The organism is Microbacterium sp. AK031, from assembly GCF_024807145.1.
Taxonomy (GTDB): Bacteria; Actinomycetota; Actinomycetes; order Actinomycetales; family Microbacteriaceae; genus Microbacterium.
On sequence record NZ_JANUCA010000003.1, the window covers coordinates 265,620 to 281,558 of the forward strand.

Below are 15,939 nucleotides of genomic sequence, written 5' to 3' on the forward strand. Positions count from 1 at the left end.
GACGGATCTCTTCCGGGTTCAGTTCTCGAGGAGCGTCTGCGCGGTGCGCAGATCGGTGACGAGCGCGTTCACCCAACCACCCGCGAGGGACCCACGGATGGCGTCGACTTTGTGGGCACCACCGGCGACGCCGAGCCGGCGGGGGATCCGGCGCAGATCGTCGAGCGGGATCGCGATGATCCGCTCGTCGAACTCGCCCTGTACAGGGCTGCCGTCCAAGCGGTACGTGCGGTGGCAGATGTCGCCGACGGCGCCATCGCGGAGCAGCTCGGTGCGCTCCTCCGCCGTGAAAGCGTTCCCGCTCGAGGCGAGCACATCACTCGGTTCGATGTTGCCGATGCCCATGATGGTCATGGTCAGTTCTCGCCAACGACGGCTGATCTCCTGCATCGCGGGGTCGGTGAGCAGAGAGTCGCGGATCTGCGGGCTCGCCACGATGCCGGGTGCCTGGACGTAGACGGCCTCGGCGCCGATGATCCTGGCGAGGTCGCCGAGAAGGCGATGGCTGTGCCCCTGTGCTTCCGGCGCGCCGGACCCGCCCAGCAGCTGCACGACCTCACTCGCCCCGCGCGCCGCGAACGGGCGCATGCGCTCGACGACGGCTAACAGCGTCTGGCTCCAGGAGGAGACACCGATCCGGTCCGTGCCCGAGAGCGTGGCCTCGAGGTATGCCGCGGCCCCGGCCCCGAGCGCGGCGATGGTCTCGGCGGCATCGGCCTCCGGATCCACGTCGACGACGACGGCCTCGGCGAGACCGAAGCGTTCTTCGAGCAGCTCTTCCGTCTCGGCGTAGACGCCGGGCGCCACAGTGACAGTCGTGCGGACGATTCCGACGGTGACGGCGCGCTTCAGAAGTCGCGATACCTTCGCCTGGGAGATGTTCAATGCCTCCGCGATCTCCGCCTGCCGGATGCCGCGCTCGTGATACATGCGAGCGACCTTCGTCATCAGCCGCACTTGCCCGTCGAGCGGTCGGCTGTAAGTATTCGAAGGCAAAGGGTTCCTCTTCCCGGGATCAACAGCGATTCAAATTCTGATTCGCTTACGAAATAATATTCACGATACGGGCGCAATGCCAGCATTCGGAGGAAGAATCATCGCCGCGTCCGTCGTCGACGAAGGTGTTCAGGCGAAGCGGATGCTCCGTTCGTGGAGACCGTGCTCTAGGTCCTCCGGTTCCGCTCCCGGGAGCAGCAGCTCCGCGGATGCGCCGACAGGCACCAGGATCTCTGCGCGCAGTATCCCGTTCTCGAGTGTCCAGGCGATGGAGGCCTCACCGTACGGGGTGAGGTGGCGCACTGAGGCGTGTGTGAGTCCACCGCCGGGCTGAGGCGCGAAGCGGATGCGGCGGAAGCCGGGTTCGGCCGGGGCGAGGCCGGCGACGCTGCGATGCAACCAGTCGGCGACGGCACCGAGTGCGTAGTGGTTGAACGACGTCATCGTCCCTGGGTTCACCGTGCCGTCCGGAAGCAGCGAGTCCCAGCGCTCCCACACCGTCGTTGCGCCCTGCTTCACCTGATAGAGCCAGGACGGACACTCCCGTTCCAGCAGCAGGTCGTACGCCGCGTCGACGTGGCCGGTGACCGTCAGTGCATCGTTGACGAGCGGGGTGCCGACGAAGCCGGTCGCGATCCGGTTGCCCGCCTCTGCGACGAGCTCTGACAGGCGTGCACCCGCGAGGGCGCGCTGTGCGTCATCCTCCAGAAGATCGAATATGATCGCCAGCGCGTACGCGGTCTGGGCATCGGATGTCATCCGACCGCCGTCGGTCACATACGCCGCTCGGAAAGCGGCTGCGACCTCGTCGGCGAGGGCACCGTAGCGCGCGGCATCCTCGACGCGTCCGAGTACCTCGGCCATCTCCGCGACGGCACGCGCGGAGCGGGCGAAGTATGCGGTGGCGACGAGGTACCGATCGGTACGGGCATCCGCCGGGTCCTGCGGGGGAGCGGCGGGGTCGAGCCAGTCTCCGAGCTGGAACCCTTCGTTCCACAGTCGATCCTCGCCCGCGAGCGATTCGACGAGATCGACCCAGCGCCGTGCACTGTCGAACTGCGCGGCCAGCACGCCCTCGTCGCCGAAACGCCGGTAGAGCGTCCACGGCAGAAGCGTCGCGACGTCGCCCCAGGCGGCGCCGGGGCGGATAGGCGTCCACATGTGGCGGGAGGGGATGACGGGGACGTACCAGGGGACGGTGCCGTCGGGGAGCTGATCGGCTTCGACATCGCGGAGCCAATCCGAGAGCATGCCGGAGACGTCGAAGAGACCGGACGCTGTCGGGCCGAACACCTGAATGTCGCCCGTCCACCCGACGCGCTCATCCCGCTGCGGGCAATCGGTGGGAATGCCGACGAAGTTGCCGCGCATGCCCCACACCACGTTGCGGTGCAGCTGCTCGACGAGCGGGTCGGAGCACTCGAACCAGCCGGTGCGCTCCAGGTCGGTGTGAAGCACGCGGGCGACGAGCGCTCCGGATGCGGGATCCGCGTCGAGGTCTCCCGGCCATCCGGCGACCTCCGCATAACGGAAGCCATGGAACGTGAACCGAGGCTCCCAGACCTCGCCGTCCGCATTTCCGGCCAGGGTGTAACTGTCGGCGGAGCGTGCCCCGCGGAGTGGCCGCGTGTACAGCTCGCCGTCCTGCAGCACCTCGGCGGTGCGCATGGTCACGGTGGCACCGGCGGGACCGGTGACACTGATCCGGACGCGCCCGACGAGGTTCTGGCCGAAGTCGAGGATGCGGGCGCCGCTGGGCGCGGTGAGGACGGCTACGGGCGCGACATCTTCGGTGACGCGGATGGGCGGTGCGGTGGGCGCGACGAGAGTGTCGGGGTCGCGGTCGCGCACGGCGACGGGCATCCAGGCCGAGTCGTCGAAGCCGGGCGTCGACCAGCCGTGCTGCTCGAGGCGCGCGTCGTAGTCCTCACCGTCGTAGATGCCCGAGCGAACGATCGGCGAGGGGGACGTGCGCCAGGTGCCGTCGGTCGCGATCGTCTGGCGCCGTCCATCCGCGTACTCGATCTCTAGCTGGCCGATGAACGACAGATCGTCGCCGAACAGATTGCGGAACCCACCACGCCAGCCGAGACGGCCTCGATACCAGCCGTCGCCGAGCCACGCGCCGACGGCGTTCTCGCCCTCTCGGATCAATGAGGTGATGTCGTAGGTGAGATAGCGCAGGCGCTGACCGTATACCGTCCAGCCTGGCGAGAGGGTATCGGTGCCGACGCGGATGCCGTTGAGCTCGGCCTCGTACAGGCCGTGAGCTGTCGCGTACAGCCGAGCGGAAGAGACGGGCGCGTCGACGATGAACGATGTTCGCACCAGTGTGGGCCTGCGGTCGTCACTCTCCGGATCCTCATCGAGGTTCGCACCGACGGGAAGGGCCGACCAGTCGGCAGCATCGAGCAGCCCTGCTTCGACGGTGACGAAGGGGCTCGGGGTCGACCACGCCCCATCCTCGCCGCCGACGGCGACGCTGATCTCGACCCGTTCGCGCGAAGACAGGGGTACGGTCGGCCACGACTGGAGCACTTGATCGCGGGAGTTCACTTCGAAGCTGTGCTCCTCTCCGGCGCGGACGACGGTGATCGCGTATCGCGTCTGAAGCCACCCCGACGGTGCGTCGCTCACCGTCCAGCTGAGGCGCGGTCGGGGTTCGCCGATTCCGATCGGCTCGCGGTGGTGTTCGATCCTGGGTGCGGCGACGGCGATCATCGATCCTCTTCTTCGGGGAGTCCTCGGCGCCCGCAATCCTGCGGACGACGCCTGTTCCTGGGATACTGGATCAAGCGATTTGCACGTTTCAATTCTGTCGCACGACACGGAGGAGTCAAGCATGATCATCGGTGTGACAGGCAGCGAGGGAAAACTCGGCACGGCGACGGTCGCACGCCTGCGCGACGAAGGCCACGAGGTCGTCGGCTTCGACCTCGCGGGCCCCGCCGGACCCGGGTTCACGCGCCTCGACCTCGGCGACTACGGTCAGGTGCTGGATGCATTCCTCGGAGTGACGGCCAGGCATTCCGGCTTCGACGCGCTGGTACATCTCGCCGCGATACCGGTGAATGGCCTCGTGCCGGATGTCACGACCTTCGAGAACAACGTGATGGCATCCTTCCATGTGCTTCTCGCCGCGCACAGGGCCAGCATCCGCACGGTCGTCACGGCCTCCAGCATCACTGCGACCGGGTTCCCGTACGAGGTTCCCCCGCCGCACCTGCCGTTGGACGAGAGTCACGCGCAGGCGTTCAACACGTACGCACTGGGCAAGATCGTCGAGGAGTCGATGGCCTCGCAGTTCGTCTCCTGGGCCGATGGAACCTCGATCACGACGCTGCGCTTCACGAATGTCGTCGCGGAAGGCGATTACGGCACGTTCGAACGCGCTGCGGAGCCGGACTATCGGCGCGACCTGCTCGGCTCCTGGGTGGATGCTCGGGATGGCGCACAAGCCGTCTCCCTGGCACTGCAGCATGCGGAGCCGGGCTTCGAGGTCTACCACGTCGCCCACCCGCTCTCGGGAGTTGCGCAGCCGTCACGGGAGGCAGCGGAGCGCTGGTTCCCCGGTGTGCGGGTGGCGGGTGACCTGGGTGAGTTCGAGTCTCTGTTCTCAGTGAGGAAGATTCAGCGGCGACTCGGCTTCGCGCCGGAGTACGACTGGCGCTGAACGTCAGTTCGACCGGCGCTCAGCTGCCCGTCGTGAGGCGCGACCAGGTCCCGGCGAGGACCGAAGCCCGTCGTGCCTGTCGACCGGGCACTGCGACCACGACCTCCCTTGGAGTCCGGTCCAGATTGGCCACGAGCACGACGTCGTCTTGGTCATCCGCTCTGGCGCCGATCGCCCAGAGCAGCCCATCGGGACTGGATCCGCACAGCAGCATCCGCCCCTCGAGCAGAGAGAGCGCGGCGACCGCCTCGGCGGCGGCGCGGGGCACTCCGGTGTCGTCGTGCAGGCCGCGTGGACCCCAGGTCTCGAACCATGACAGGCTCGCGACACCGGGCACGGCCAGCGCGGCAGCGCTCGCGATCGTCCAGGCGGCGAGCTCTGACGAATTCTGCCGCCCGTCCACGCCGCCCGTGAACTGCGCTCCGTAGCCCTCGCTCAGATCGGTCAGGGTCGGCGCCGGCTCAGGACTCGTCGCCACGTTGTTGAACCGGGGACGCAGGGTCACCGGCCCGATGTGCACGGGGCGACCGTCTGCCATTTCGATGGCCTGAGCCGCGATGAGTCGCTGCATCGGCAGTGCTTCGACGAGCTGCTCGGTATCGAGCGAATGGAACAGCGGCGTGGTCGTTAGCGCGATGCCGTCGACATCGTCCGGGATGCGTTCCCTCTCACGATTGAGCTCCGTGAAGTGCGATCGCGCGCCGCCTCGGAGCTGCGTGCGAACGCCAGCCGCGTCGAGTGCCGCTCTGGTGCGGGCCACGGTGCGCTCGTCGCTCACGTGCAGCACGCTGTCGAATGGCGTGACGGCCATGACCGGGTGATCGGCGAGTGCTTTCGCGGCGTCCGCCAAGGGCTTCGAGTCCTCGCCGACCACGAGACGGACATCCAGCGGCAGCCCGTCCGCAGCAGCCCTTTGCAGTGCTGCCGGCCACGTCGGCGTGGTCAGGTTCAGTTCGACGACGCGGAAGCTGCCGTCCGTGCGCTGCGGGCCGGGATCCGGAGCCGTCGAAGCTTCGACGCCGACGGCAGGGAACATACCGCCTTCGGCCAGGACGATCTCATGCGAAACCGTCGGCTCGGCAGCCGGAGTCCGAACGGCGTCGACGGTGATCGACTGGCGCACACGCTCACCCGCCGCCATCGGGTACGGGTAGGGGAGACCGAGCGGGCGACTGTACGTCTTGAACGAGGCATCCGACCAATTGCGCTGGTCCTCCATCTCGAACACGTCGCCGTCGAAGCGGAGCGTCGTCGCGGCAGCCGCGTCGCCTGTGGAGTGAAGCTGCAGTGCGCGGATGTCCATGATGGGCTGATGCGGACTGATGCGCGTGGGGAATGCGGTCTGCTCCGTCATGCCGTCCGAGTGCGTCACGGTGACTCGGCGGCCGGCATCGGATGCGGGATGCAGGACGACGAGCCCCGTGCGACAGGTCGAGAAGTCGCGGAGATTCTCTGCGTCCCAGACGATGCGGAGTTCGCCCCCGCTCGTCTCGATCGTGAGTGTCGACAGCAGCTGGGCGCCGAGTCCCTCGTGGCGAAGGCGGAGCCTGAGCGAGCCCTCTTCGGACTCCGTCGCGGCGACGATCGTCGGCACGGTGTTCCAGCCGTGGTCCCGCACGACCGCCCGGACGGCGCGCAGGATCACGCTGCCTCCACGGCGGATGTCTGCGAGTTCGTCCCCGCGTAGTTCCAGGGACCAGCCGTCGGCCTGCCATGTCGGAGCGTCGCTGCGCCACCATGATGTCGTCGTCGATGTCACGCATCGAGCCTAACCGGCCTGCCAATGAATGGAGGTCAGCCGCCGATCGTACTGGCCCCCGGCCGGACGCTCACCGGCAGCACAGCCCGCTCATGCTCGTGGCCCGGTTGCGCCTCCGCATCGATCAGGCGGATCGCCTCGGCGCCCATCGCCTGGCCGGGCAGCACGATGGAGGTGAGCGTGATCCAGTCCGCGCCGTCGTCGCGGTGGTCGCCGTCCATGCCGAGCACGGCGACATCCTCCGGTACGCGCAGGTCAGGGCGCGCCCGCAGGAGCTGCAGGGCGCCGATCGCGAGTCGATCATTGGCGCCGAGTATCGCGATGCGCTCACCGCCAGGTTCGGGGAGGATGCCGGAGAGCGCCGCCGCTCCGTCTTCGGGGAAGAGTCCGGCGGTGCCGATCTCGGTGAGCACGACGCCGCGCGCTGCGGCGGCCGCGCGCACTCCGCGCCGCCGCTCCACGATCGGCTGGACGATGTCGGGGATCGAGACGAAGTAGGCGCGGCGGATGCCGAGATCGGCGATGTGCTCGATGGCCGCCCGTCCGACCTGCTCGTTGTCCATCAGCACCGTGCACCAGTCGGCCCGCGGCACGTCGTAGTTGATGACGACGATCGGTCGCACATGATTGCGGATGCGTTCGATGCCGCGACTCGGGTCGCGCATGGAGGCCACCAGTACGCCGTCGGTGCGCGCTTCCGCGAAGTACTCGAGGTACTCGTCCTGCTGATCCAGCTGCGTTGTGCCCGCGGCGAGTTCGTGCGCGTTGAATCCGCTGTTCGCCGTGACGAGGCGCTTTCCCTGCTCTGTGGCGCTGCGTTGCGCGCCGCGGGCGATCTCGACGAAGAGCACGTTGACGAGATCGGGCATCACGAGACCGAGGCTGTCGGAGCGGTTGCGGATCAGCGTGCGTCCTGCGGCACTGCGGATGTAACCCAGGTCGAGGATCGCGTGGTGGACGCGTTTCAGCGTCCCGGGGGCGAGCCGCGCGGGATGATTCAGGGCGTTCGACACGGTGCCACTGGACACGCCGGCCGCCCGCGCCACGGCGTGGATGGTCGGATTCATGTGACCTTTGGGTGACGCCGACATCGTTTTCCTCCCGGCATGCGCGTTCACGTCATCGTAAGGCGTGCGCGCGCAGCCGAGCGGCCGCCGCATCCATGACATCGATGCGGCGGCCGTTCGGTCGATCGTCAGAGAGTCGTCATTCCTCCGTCGACGGCGAACAATGCACCGGTCGCGAACTCGCCGTCGGCGCTGGCGAGGAACACCATGATGCCTTCCACATCAGCCGGGCTGCCGGCGCGACCGAGCGGGATGCGCCCGACGATCGCCGCGCGCGACTCCGGGTCGTCCGAGATCGTGGAGACGAGTCCGGTCTCGGTGTAGGCGGGGACGACGGTGTTCACTCGGATGCCGTCACTGGCATATGCCGCGGCGACGGTGCGGGCAAGGCCATGGATGCCGGCCTTCGAGGCGGAGTACGCAGTGAAGTCCTGCCCTTCGCCGTTGAGGCCGGTGGGGCTTCCGGTCAGGATGATCGAGCCGCCGCCGGAGGCGCGCATCGCCCTTACAGAGTGCTTGACCGTGAGGAACGTGCCGGTCAGGTTGACGTCGATCGTGCGACGCCACACGTCGAGGTCGAGATCGGCAGCCTTGGCGTCTTGCCCGAACAGCTGCACCCCCGCGTTCGCCACGACGACGTCGGGACTCCATCCGGCAGCGACGAGGTCGGCGTACGCCGCCTCGACGGACGCCTCATCGGAGATGTCGACCACTGCCGGGCGTGCGGCATCGCCGATCTTCGCGGCGACGGATGCCGCAGCATCCGCATCCCGGTCGGCGATGATCACGCGCGCGCCCTCACGGGCGAAGCGCTCGGCCACCGCGCGTCCGATCCCGGCTCCGGCTCCCGTGACGAGCGCCGTCTTTCCCAGGAGACGAGTCATCTCAGCGCTCGATCTTGTCGAGATGCAGCATCCGGGCGAGGTTCTTGTCGAGCTCGTCGTCGCGGAAGATCTTCTTCCAATCGTCCTTGATGATGCTCTCCCTGCCGTAGTCCATCGCGATGAGGCAGGCGTCGGAGAACGGGTTGTCGCCGCGCAGCCCGTTGGCCAGTGCCACCTGGGTGTGACCGTACAGGATGCTGCGCGCAGCCGCCTCCGGAACGCCCATCGTGTTCACCGTCTCCTGCAACGCCTCGTTGAGCAGATCGCCGATCATGCAGGCGACTGTCTCCACGAGGGTCGGCTCGAGCTGGGCGAGCTGCTTGATCGTGACCCAGTGCACGTCGATCACGGGCGCGTAGATCGCACGGACGGTGGCCTCGACGATGGCCTTCTTGGCCTCGTCGTCGCTCTCGATCGCAGCGATCGCGTCCTGGGGTGCGGCGATGCCACCGAAGGTGTCGGCCCACTGCTCCGGCGTCTCGCGCTGCAGGAAGATCGACGGGTGGCACGGGTGCGCGACCGCCTGGATGACATCCTCGCGAGTGGTGAGGAGGCCGGCGTAGGCAGCGGCGGGGTCGAGGGTCAGCACGATGGCACCGGAGCGCAGCTGCGGGACGAGGTCTGCCGTGACCGGCCCGAGCGCCAGGTCGGGGACGGCGAGCACGACGATGTCGGCGTCGGCGACCGCAGCGGATGCTTCGGTCAGCTCGCGGCCGGCCTCGACGGTGCGTTCCCTGCCGGCAGGGGAGTTCTCCACGTACCAGACGGTGTGGCCCGTCTTCACGAGGTTGTTGGACACGCGCATGCCCATCTTGCCGCCCGCGCCGATGACGGCGATCTTGTAGTTCTCGCTCACAGTGTGCTCCTCAGGTGTTCCAGGGTGATGCGGGTCCATTCCCGCTCGGTTCGGATCGTGGTCGCCGCGTCGTCCTGCCACGGCAGCCAATGCTCGACGATCTCGTTGATTCCGCGTTCACGCGGGTGCACGGTCGCCAGAAGGTGCGCGTAATCGTGCAGCCCCGATCCCATCGGTGCGCCGCTGTACGTGAAGCCGACCCAGCCGGGCTGGCGCGCAAAGGCGAAGTCCTTCACGTGCACGTTCTTGGTGAACGCGGCTGTCTGCTCGACGCAGGCGCGCGGTGATTCGAGGCGTGCGACGACGTTCGCGGGGTCGAGGCAGATGCCGAGATGCTCGCTGTCCACTCGCTCGATCACGGCGAGCAGGTCGGCGGTGGCGAGCTGCTCGTAGGTCTCCAGGGCGAGGGTGACGCCTGCCGCCTCGTATGCGGGGAGTGCGTGGCGCAGCCAGCTCTCGGCCTCGGCGAGCGACGGCCGCGAGTCGGGACCGTAGAGCATGCTGCGCACCAGGTGCGCATCGAAGACCTCGGCGAGCTTCAGGAAGCGGTTCAGATGTTCGGGGACGATGCCCTTCGTGCCCAGCTCGATCGTGAGGCCGAGGTCGCGTGCGGCTCTCGCCGCATCGCGCAACGCGGCGTCGCTCATCTGCGCCAGAGGCGCGTAGTCGCAGATCTGGAAGAGATCGACGTCTTGGGCGCGGGTGTCTTCGAACGCGTCGATCAGGCTCAGCGGCTGCGGTGCGCGGTCGGAGTGCTGCCAGAAGTAGGCGTACGTGCCGAGGCCGATCATCCTTCGCCTGCCACCGATTCGGCCTGCTCGGCTGCCACGGCATCCGACGTGCTGCGATTCTGCCGCGACAGGATGACCATCAGCACGGCGGACAGCAGCATGAACCCGCCGACGATGAACATCGGCACCTCGTAGCCGCCGGTCCAGTCATGCACCGCGCCGGTGATGTACGGCGCGCTGAAGCCGGCGAGGTTTCCGATGGTGTTGATCAGAGCGACTCCGGCCGCTGCAGCGACACCGGTGAGGAACTGCGTCGGCAGAGTCCAGAAGTTCGGCAGCGCCGCGAAGATCGCACACGCGGTGACGGTGATAACTGCCATCGTGGCCACGGGGGATCCCATGAACAGCGCCAGGGGGATGGAGACGGCGCCCGCGAGTGCGGGAACGGCGATGTGCCACGTCTTGAGACCACGGCGTCCGGCATCCTGCGACCAGAAGTACATCACGATCGCTGCGGGGAGATACGGGATCGCAGTGATGAGCCCCTTCTGAAACACGTCGAACGCTCCGCCGGTCTCGGTCTGGAATCCCTCGATGATCGTCGGGAGGAAGAATGCCAGTGCGTAGAGTCCGTAGATGAAGCCGAAATAGATGAAAGACAGCATCCACACGCGCCCGCTGGAGAAGGCGAATCGCGCGGAGACGTGCTTCTCGGAGGACTCGGTCGTCTTACGCTCTGCTTCCAGTGCACCGGTGAGCCAGGTCTGCTCCTCCGGGGTGAGCCACTTCGCATCGGCCGGCTTGTCCTTCAGATAGAACCAGGCGATGACGCCGACCACGATGGCCGGGAGCGCCACACCCATGAACATGAAGCGCCAGCCCTCGAGGCCGAAGAAGACACCGTGCTGCTGGATGAGTGCACCGGCCAGCGGAGCACCGATGACCGTGGTCAGGGGCTGTGCCAGGTAGAAGAGCATGAGGATGCGGCCGCGGTAGCGCGCCGGAACCCAGAGGCTGAGGAACAGGATCGCACCGGGGAAGAATCCTGCTTCGGCGACACCGAGCAGGAATCGCAGAACGACGAGCTGCTCGAAGTTCTGGACCCAGGTGAACAGGAGCGCGACGATGCCCCAGCTGACCATGATGCGAGCCAGCCAGCGGCGGGCGCCGAATTTGTGCAGGGCGAGGTTCGAGGGCACCTCGAGCAGGATGTAGCCGATGAAGAAGACGCCGGAGGCGAAGCCGAACTGCGCGGCGCTCAGCGCGAGGTCGTCGTTCATGCCGTTGGGGGAGGCGAAGCCGATGGCGGTGCGGTCGAGGTAGTTGATGAAGAACATCAGGGCCACGAAGGGTACGAGCCGGATGGCGACCTTGCGGATCGCGGATTTCGCGACCGGGCTTTCGGTCTGGGTGTTGTCCACGGTGACTCCTGAATCGACGATGATCACGGGTGGTGACGAGTTACGTGATCCTCATTTTGACAAACCGGTTGACCAATCGCAAGTCCGTGCACGTGAGGCCCGGCAGGGGTTCTGCCGGATCATCTCACCGGTCGACGCCGGTCCCGCCGCTCAGGTCACACGACCATCGCCGGGGCGCGCGACCCGGAGCCAGCGATAACCGTAGCCCGGGACCTCCAGTTCGACCGTCCTGGAACCGAGTGCGGTGTGCGACGGCTCGAGCAGGTCGAGGAGGGTCGTACCCTCCGGCTCCCCGGTCACGCGGAAAGTGGTGGTCACGGGCACTTCCGCGAAGTTATGGAGGGCGATGACACGGCCGACGTCAGCGGTGAGGGAGTGCACGAGCAGCGATTGTGCGGGCTGGTCCATCACCTCGAGACTGCCCCACCCGAGTTCCGGAGAGATGCGGTAGCGCGACGTGAGATCGCGGATGAAGTACAGCAGCGACTCTTTGTCCTCCAACTGGGCTGCGACGTTGACGTGCTCCGGGGCGTACCCGTCGGACGGCGGCCGGGCCACGAGTCTGCCCGGCGCGGCATCCGAGAATCCTCCGTTGCGGTCCGCAGACCACTGCATCGGGGTCCGCACGGCTTCGCGTCCGTCGACCTCGACGTTCTCCCCCATGCCGATCTCTTCGCCGTAGAACAGCACCGGAGTGCCCGGCAGAGTGAAGAGCAGGCTGTAGGCCATGCGGATCCGGCGCGGATCGCCGTCGAGCATCGGCGGAACGCGCCGCGTGATCCCACGGCCGAACACCCGCTGCCGTTCGTCCGGCGCGAACGCATCGAACACCTCTTGCCGTTCGCTGTCGCTGAGCTTGTCGAGGGTCAGTTCGTCGTGGTTGCGCAGGAAGTTCGCCCACTGCGCCTCTGATCCGAGCACGGGGCGCGCGCGCAGGGCAGCGATCAGAGGGGCGGGGTCCTTGCGAGCGAACGACAAGTACAGTGCCTGCATCCCGACGAAATCGAACTGCATGGTGAGCTCGTCACCGTCGTCGCCACCGAAGTACTGCACCTGCTTCTCGTACGGCAGGTTCACTTCGCCGAGCAGGATCGCCTCGCTCGAACGACGCTGCAGGAACCGGCGGATGTCGCGCAGCAGATCGTGCGGCTCGGGGATGCCGGCTCCCTCGGGGATCTCGAGGAAGAACGGCACTGCGTCGACGCGGAAGCCGGAGATGCCCAGCTGCAGCCAGAACCCGATGACCTTTGCGATCTCATCGCGTACGCGGGGGTTGGCGATGTTCAGGTCGGGCTGGTGCTCGTAGAAACTGTGCTGATACCACTGTCCGGATTTCTCATCCTTGCCCCAGATGCCATTCGCCTGTCCGGGGAAGACTGCATTCTTCTGACCCTTCGGAGGCGGATCGTCGCGCCAGACGTAGTAGTCCCTGAAGGGAGAGTTGACGCTGCGCTTGGCGGCGAGGAACCACGGATGCCGATCGGAGGTGTGATTGATGACCAGATCGACGATCACCCTCATCCCTCGGTCGCGCGCGGTGCGGATCACTTCGACGAGGTCGCCGTGGTTGCCCAGACGGGAATCGACTCCGTAGAAGTCGCTGACGTCGTAGCCGTCGTCACGATCCGGGGTCGGATAGAACGGCATCAGCCACAGGCAGGTGACGCCCAGTTGCGAGAGGTAGTCGATCCGCTGCGCGAGTCCTTGCAGGTCGCCGACGCCGTCGCCGTTCGAATCGAGGAAGGTCTCGACGTCCAGACAGTAGACCACTGCGGTCTTCCACCAGAGGTCGCTGGTATCGGTGATCTTCACAGTCGCTCCTTCAGTGCAGGGATCAGCTCGGATGCTGAGACGTCCAGGAATCGCGTTTGCTCGGTGCCGACGTGGTGCAGGTACACCCGATCGAATCCGATCTCCGCCAATTCCGCGATGCGGCCTGCCAACGAGGAAGCGTCGTGGTCGACCAGGACGGCTTTTCTCAACTGCTCGTCGTCGAGCCCGGCCACCGCTGCCTCGAAGTCCTCCGGCTGCTCGAGGTCCCAGGTGATCGGGGGTGACAGCAGACCGTTGCGCCATTGGTCGCAGGCGGTGGCGAACGCCGCCTCGTCGCTCTCCGCCAGGCTGACATGCACCTGCAGGATGCAGGGACCCGCGCCTCCCGCATCACGGTAGCTGTCGACGACTCGGCGCAACGCGGCCGGTTCCTGAGCGACGGTCGTAAGGCCCTGCGCCCAGGCAGCGGCCCACGCCGCGGTCTCGGCGCTCACCGCGGTCGCGAACAGCGGAGGCGGCTCCGCCGGCAGGCTCCATACTCTGGCGCGGTGAACACGCACCAGACCGTCGTGGTCGACTTCTTCACCGTCCATCAGGCGGTGGATGACGTCGACGCTCTCACGCAGTCGCTGGTTGCGGATGTGTTTGGCGGGCCAGCCGTCGCCTGTCACGTGCTCATTGATCGCCTCGCCACTCCCCATCGCCGCCCAGAAGCGCCCGGGGAACATCTCCGCCAACGTGGAGAATGCCTGAGCGATCATCACCGGGTGATAGCGCTGCCCCGGCGCATTGACCATGCCGATTGAGAAGCGGGTGCGGGCGAGCGCAGCGGCGACCCAGCTCAGAGCGAAACCCGAATGGCCTTGGGCCGGAGTCCATGGAGCGAGGTGATCGGAGCACATCGCACCGTCGAATCCTGCGCGCTCGGCTGCGATGACGGCATCCAGGAGCGCGCTCGGTGGGATCTGCTCGTGCGAAGCATGAAAACCGATGAACACCATGCGGCGAGTCTTACAAGGCACGAAATCCTTCGCGAGAGGTGGACAGCCCGTGGTGGTTCTGGGATGACGCACCGCCGCCCGCGGACTGCGACAGCTCTGGGATCCGAGCCCGGGTATGTTGAAGTCATGCCCGCCTTCCCCGGTGAACCGGTTGACGACATCACCGCCGCTCTGAGTGCGCTGCCCTCCGGAACGCCGGTGTCCGAGGTCGCACGTCGCCTGCTGGACCTCTTCACCAGCGGGTCGGTCCCTGCCGGTACCAGGCTGCCCCCGGAGCGGCAGCTGTCAGCCGCACTCGGCGTCGGCCGCTCCGCCGTGCGCGAAGCCCTCGCGGCCCTAGAGATCCTCGGCATCGTCGACGTTCGGCCGGGCTCGGGCACATATCTGCGGGGCCTGGCAAGCGAGCTCCTGCCGCAGACGCTGCGTTGGGGACTGCTCATCGGCGAACGCAACACCGCACAGCTGCTCGAGCTGCGCGAGGGGCTGGAGATCTACGTCGCCCGTCTTGCCGCTGCGCGTGCGGATGCCGATGTCATCGCCCGGCTCGACAACAGCGTGAAGCGGATGCGTGAGACCATCGCCGATCTTCCGGCATTCGCGAAGGCCGACCTGGACTTCCACCATGCGCTCGCCGAAGCCGCCGGCAACGAGACCCTGACCGACCATGTGCACGTCGTCCGTTCGCTCCTGCAGGTCTATGCCGACCGTGCCGTCCACGATCCCGCCGAAGCGGAGCGGGCCGTCGCCGAGCACGAGGCGGTGCTCGCCGCAGTCCGCGCCGGCGATGGGGATGCCGCGGCATCCGCCATGGCTGTTCACATGTCCACGGCCACCGCGCGCCTGCTCGCCGATTCGCAGGCCGGACGAACTGCAGAAGGAGAGAAATGATCAACGAGGATCGACGAACCCGCCGGGTGATCATCAATTCGGATGTGAAGAACGAGGCAGACGATCAGTTCGCCGTCGTGCACGCGCTGCTGTCTCCGACGCTCGATGTCCGCGGCATCATCCCCGCGCACTTCGGTTCGCATCGTATCGCCGATTCATTGGCGGCTTCGCGCGCGGAGCTCGATCTGCTGCTGGAGATGCTCTCTCTCGGCCGCGATGTGCCCATTGCCGATGGTGCGCCGCACGCCCTGGTCGACGAGCAGACGCCGGTCGACAGCCCCGGCGCACGACTGATCATCGATGAGGCCAGACGCGCGGCTGCGGGGTCGCTGTTCATCGCGTTCCTCGGGCCGCTCACCGACATGGCATCCGCGCTGCTGCTCGCGCCGGACATCGCCGACACCGACACGACGGTGATCTGGATCGGCGGGCCGCCTTACGGCGACCTCGTCTCGGTGGGTTCATGGCCGGAGTTCAATCTGAAGAACGACATCGCCTCGGCGAACGTGGTCTTCGCTTCCGGCATCCGCCTGTGGCAGGTGCCATCGAACGTGTACCGACTGGTCAATGTCGGTTATGCCGAGTTGGAGGCGCGTGTCGAGCCGCACGGAGAGCTCGGACGATACCTCGCCCAGCAGGTGGTCGACTTCAACACCGAGTATCACCGAGTGGCCATCGAGTCGCGATCGCTGGGTGACTCACCGGCGATCGGGCTCATGCTGGAGCCGTTCAGCGGAGTGATGCGGCGGCAGAGCGGCGTGCGGTTCACCGCGGACGGGCACTACGAGGCAGCGGATCCGGAGCGCGAGATCCTCGTCGTCGAGAGCGTCGACGTGCGGTTCCTGCTGGAGGACATGTTCACGAAGATCGCGGGGCACGGGCGCGGCTGA

Annotated in this window: 13 protein-coding genes; 3 read left to right on the forward strand and 10 right to left on the reverse strand. The window is 67.0% G+C overall.

Translation table 11 applies throughout. From position 1 onward, the window contains the following. Window positions 1–18 precede the first annotated feature (18 nt). Together HDC95_RS09250 and HDC95_RS09255 are read right to left on the reverse strand one after the other, a co-directional pair. Window positions 19–948 (reverse strand): sugar-binding transcriptional regulator, encoded by a 930-nt coding sequence (locus HDC95_RS09250; protein WP_259063119.1) that lies wholly within the window; start codon window positions 946–948, stop codon window positions 19–21. Window positions 949–1,125: 177 nt separating this feature from the next. Further along, window positions 1,126–3,717, reverse strand: a complete 2,592-nt coding sequence (locus HDC95_RS09255; protein WP_259063120.1) for an alpha-L-rhamnosidase — start codon at window positions 3,715–3,717, stop codon at window positions 1,126–1,128. 121 nt (window positions 3,718–3,838) lie between these two features. Between HDC95_RS09255 and HDC95_RS09260 the strand changes: the two genes are divergently transcribed. Continuing rightward, on the forward strand, window positions 3,839–4,669 hold the full coding sequence (locus tag HDC95_RS09260; RefSeq protein ID WP_259063121.1) for an NAD(P)-dependent oxidoreductase: 831 nt from the start codon (window positions 3,839–3,841) through the stop codon (window positions 4,667–4,669). 19 nt (window positions 4,670–4,688) lie between these two features. On the opposite strand, the gene HDC95_RS09265 is transcribed toward HDC95_RS09260, so the two are convergent. From HDC95_RS09265 to HDC95_RS09300, 8 genes are all read right to left on the reverse strand, one after another. Continuing rightward, window positions 4,689–6,428 carry a hypothetical protein gene (locus HDC95_RS09265; protein WP_259063122.1) on the reverse strand — a complete coding sequence of 580 codons (1,740 nt, stop codon included), beginning with the start codon at window positions 6,426–6,428 and terminating at the stop codon, window positions 4,689–4,691. A gap of 35 nt (window positions 6,429–6,463) precedes the next feature. Next, on the reverse strand, window positions 6,464–7,495 hold the full coding sequence (locus tag HDC95_RS09270) for a LacI family DNA-binding transcriptional regulator (protein ID WP_259063124.1): 1,032 nt from the start codon (window positions 7,493–7,495) through the stop codon (window positions 6,464–6,466). A gap of 128 nt (window positions 7,496–7,623) precedes the next feature. Continuing rightward, window positions 7,624–8,379, reverse strand: a complete 756-nt coding sequence (locus HDC95_RS09275) for an SDR family NAD(P)-dependent oxidoreductase (protein ID WP_259063125.1) — start codon at window positions 8,377–8,379, stop codon at window positions 7,624–7,626. A gap of 1 nt (window position 8,380) precedes the next feature. Further along, window positions 8,381–9,274: a phosphogluconate dehydrogenase C-terminal domain-containing protein gene (locus tag HDC95_RS09280; protein ID WP_259063174.1), complete on the reverse strand. Its 894-nt coding sequence runs from the start codon at window positions 9,272–9,274 to the stop codon at window positions 8,381–8,383. After that, window positions 9,232–10,026 (reverse strand): sugar phosphate isomerase/epimerase, encoded by a 795-nt coding sequence (locus tag HDC95_RS09285; RefSeq protein WP_259063126.1) that lies wholly within the window; start codon window positions 10,024–10,026, stop codon window positions 9,232–9,234. The genes HDC95_RS09280 and HDC95_RS09285 overlap by 43 nt, the downstream gene beginning before the upstream one ends. Continuing rightward, entirely contained in the window at window positions 10,023–11,387 is a 1,365-nt protein-coding gene (locus HDC95_RS09290; protein ID WP_259063127.1) for an MFS transporter, read from the reverse strand. The genes HDC95_RS09285 and HDC95_RS09290 overlap by 4 nt, the downstream gene beginning before the upstream one ends. A gap of 150 nt (window positions 11,388–11,537) precedes the next feature. After that, window positions 11,538–13,199: an alpha-amylase family protein gene (locus tag HDC95_RS09295; RefSeq protein ID WP_259063128.1), complete on the reverse strand. Its 1,662-nt coding sequence runs from the start codon at window positions 13,197–13,199 to the stop codon at window positions 11,538–11,540. Further along, entirely contained in the window at window positions 13,196–14,161 is a 966-nt protein-coding gene (locus tag HDC95_RS09300; RefSeq protein WP_259063129.1) for a TIGR03885 family FMN-dependent LLM class oxidoreductase, read from the reverse strand. The genes HDC95_RS09295 and HDC95_RS09300 overlap by 4 nt, the downstream gene beginning before the upstream one ends. A gap of 126 nt (window positions 14,162–14,287) precedes the next feature. On the opposite strand from HDC95_RS09300, the gene HDC95_RS09305 reads away from it, so the two are divergent. After that, window positions 14,288–15,049 carry a FadR/GntR family transcriptional regulator gene (locus HDC95_RS09305; protein ID WP_259063130.1) on the forward strand — a complete coding sequence of 254 codons (762 nt, stop codon included), beginning with the start codon at window positions 14,288–14,290 and terminating at the stop codon, window positions 15,047–15,049. Next, window positions 15,046–15,939, forward strand: coding sequence for a nucleoside hydrolase (locus tag HDC95_RS09310; RefSeq protein WP_259063131.1), 894 nt, complete (start codon window positions 15,046–15,048; stop codon window positions 15,937–15,939). Before HDC95_RS09305 ends, HDC95_RS09310 begins: the two co-directional genes overlap by 4 nt.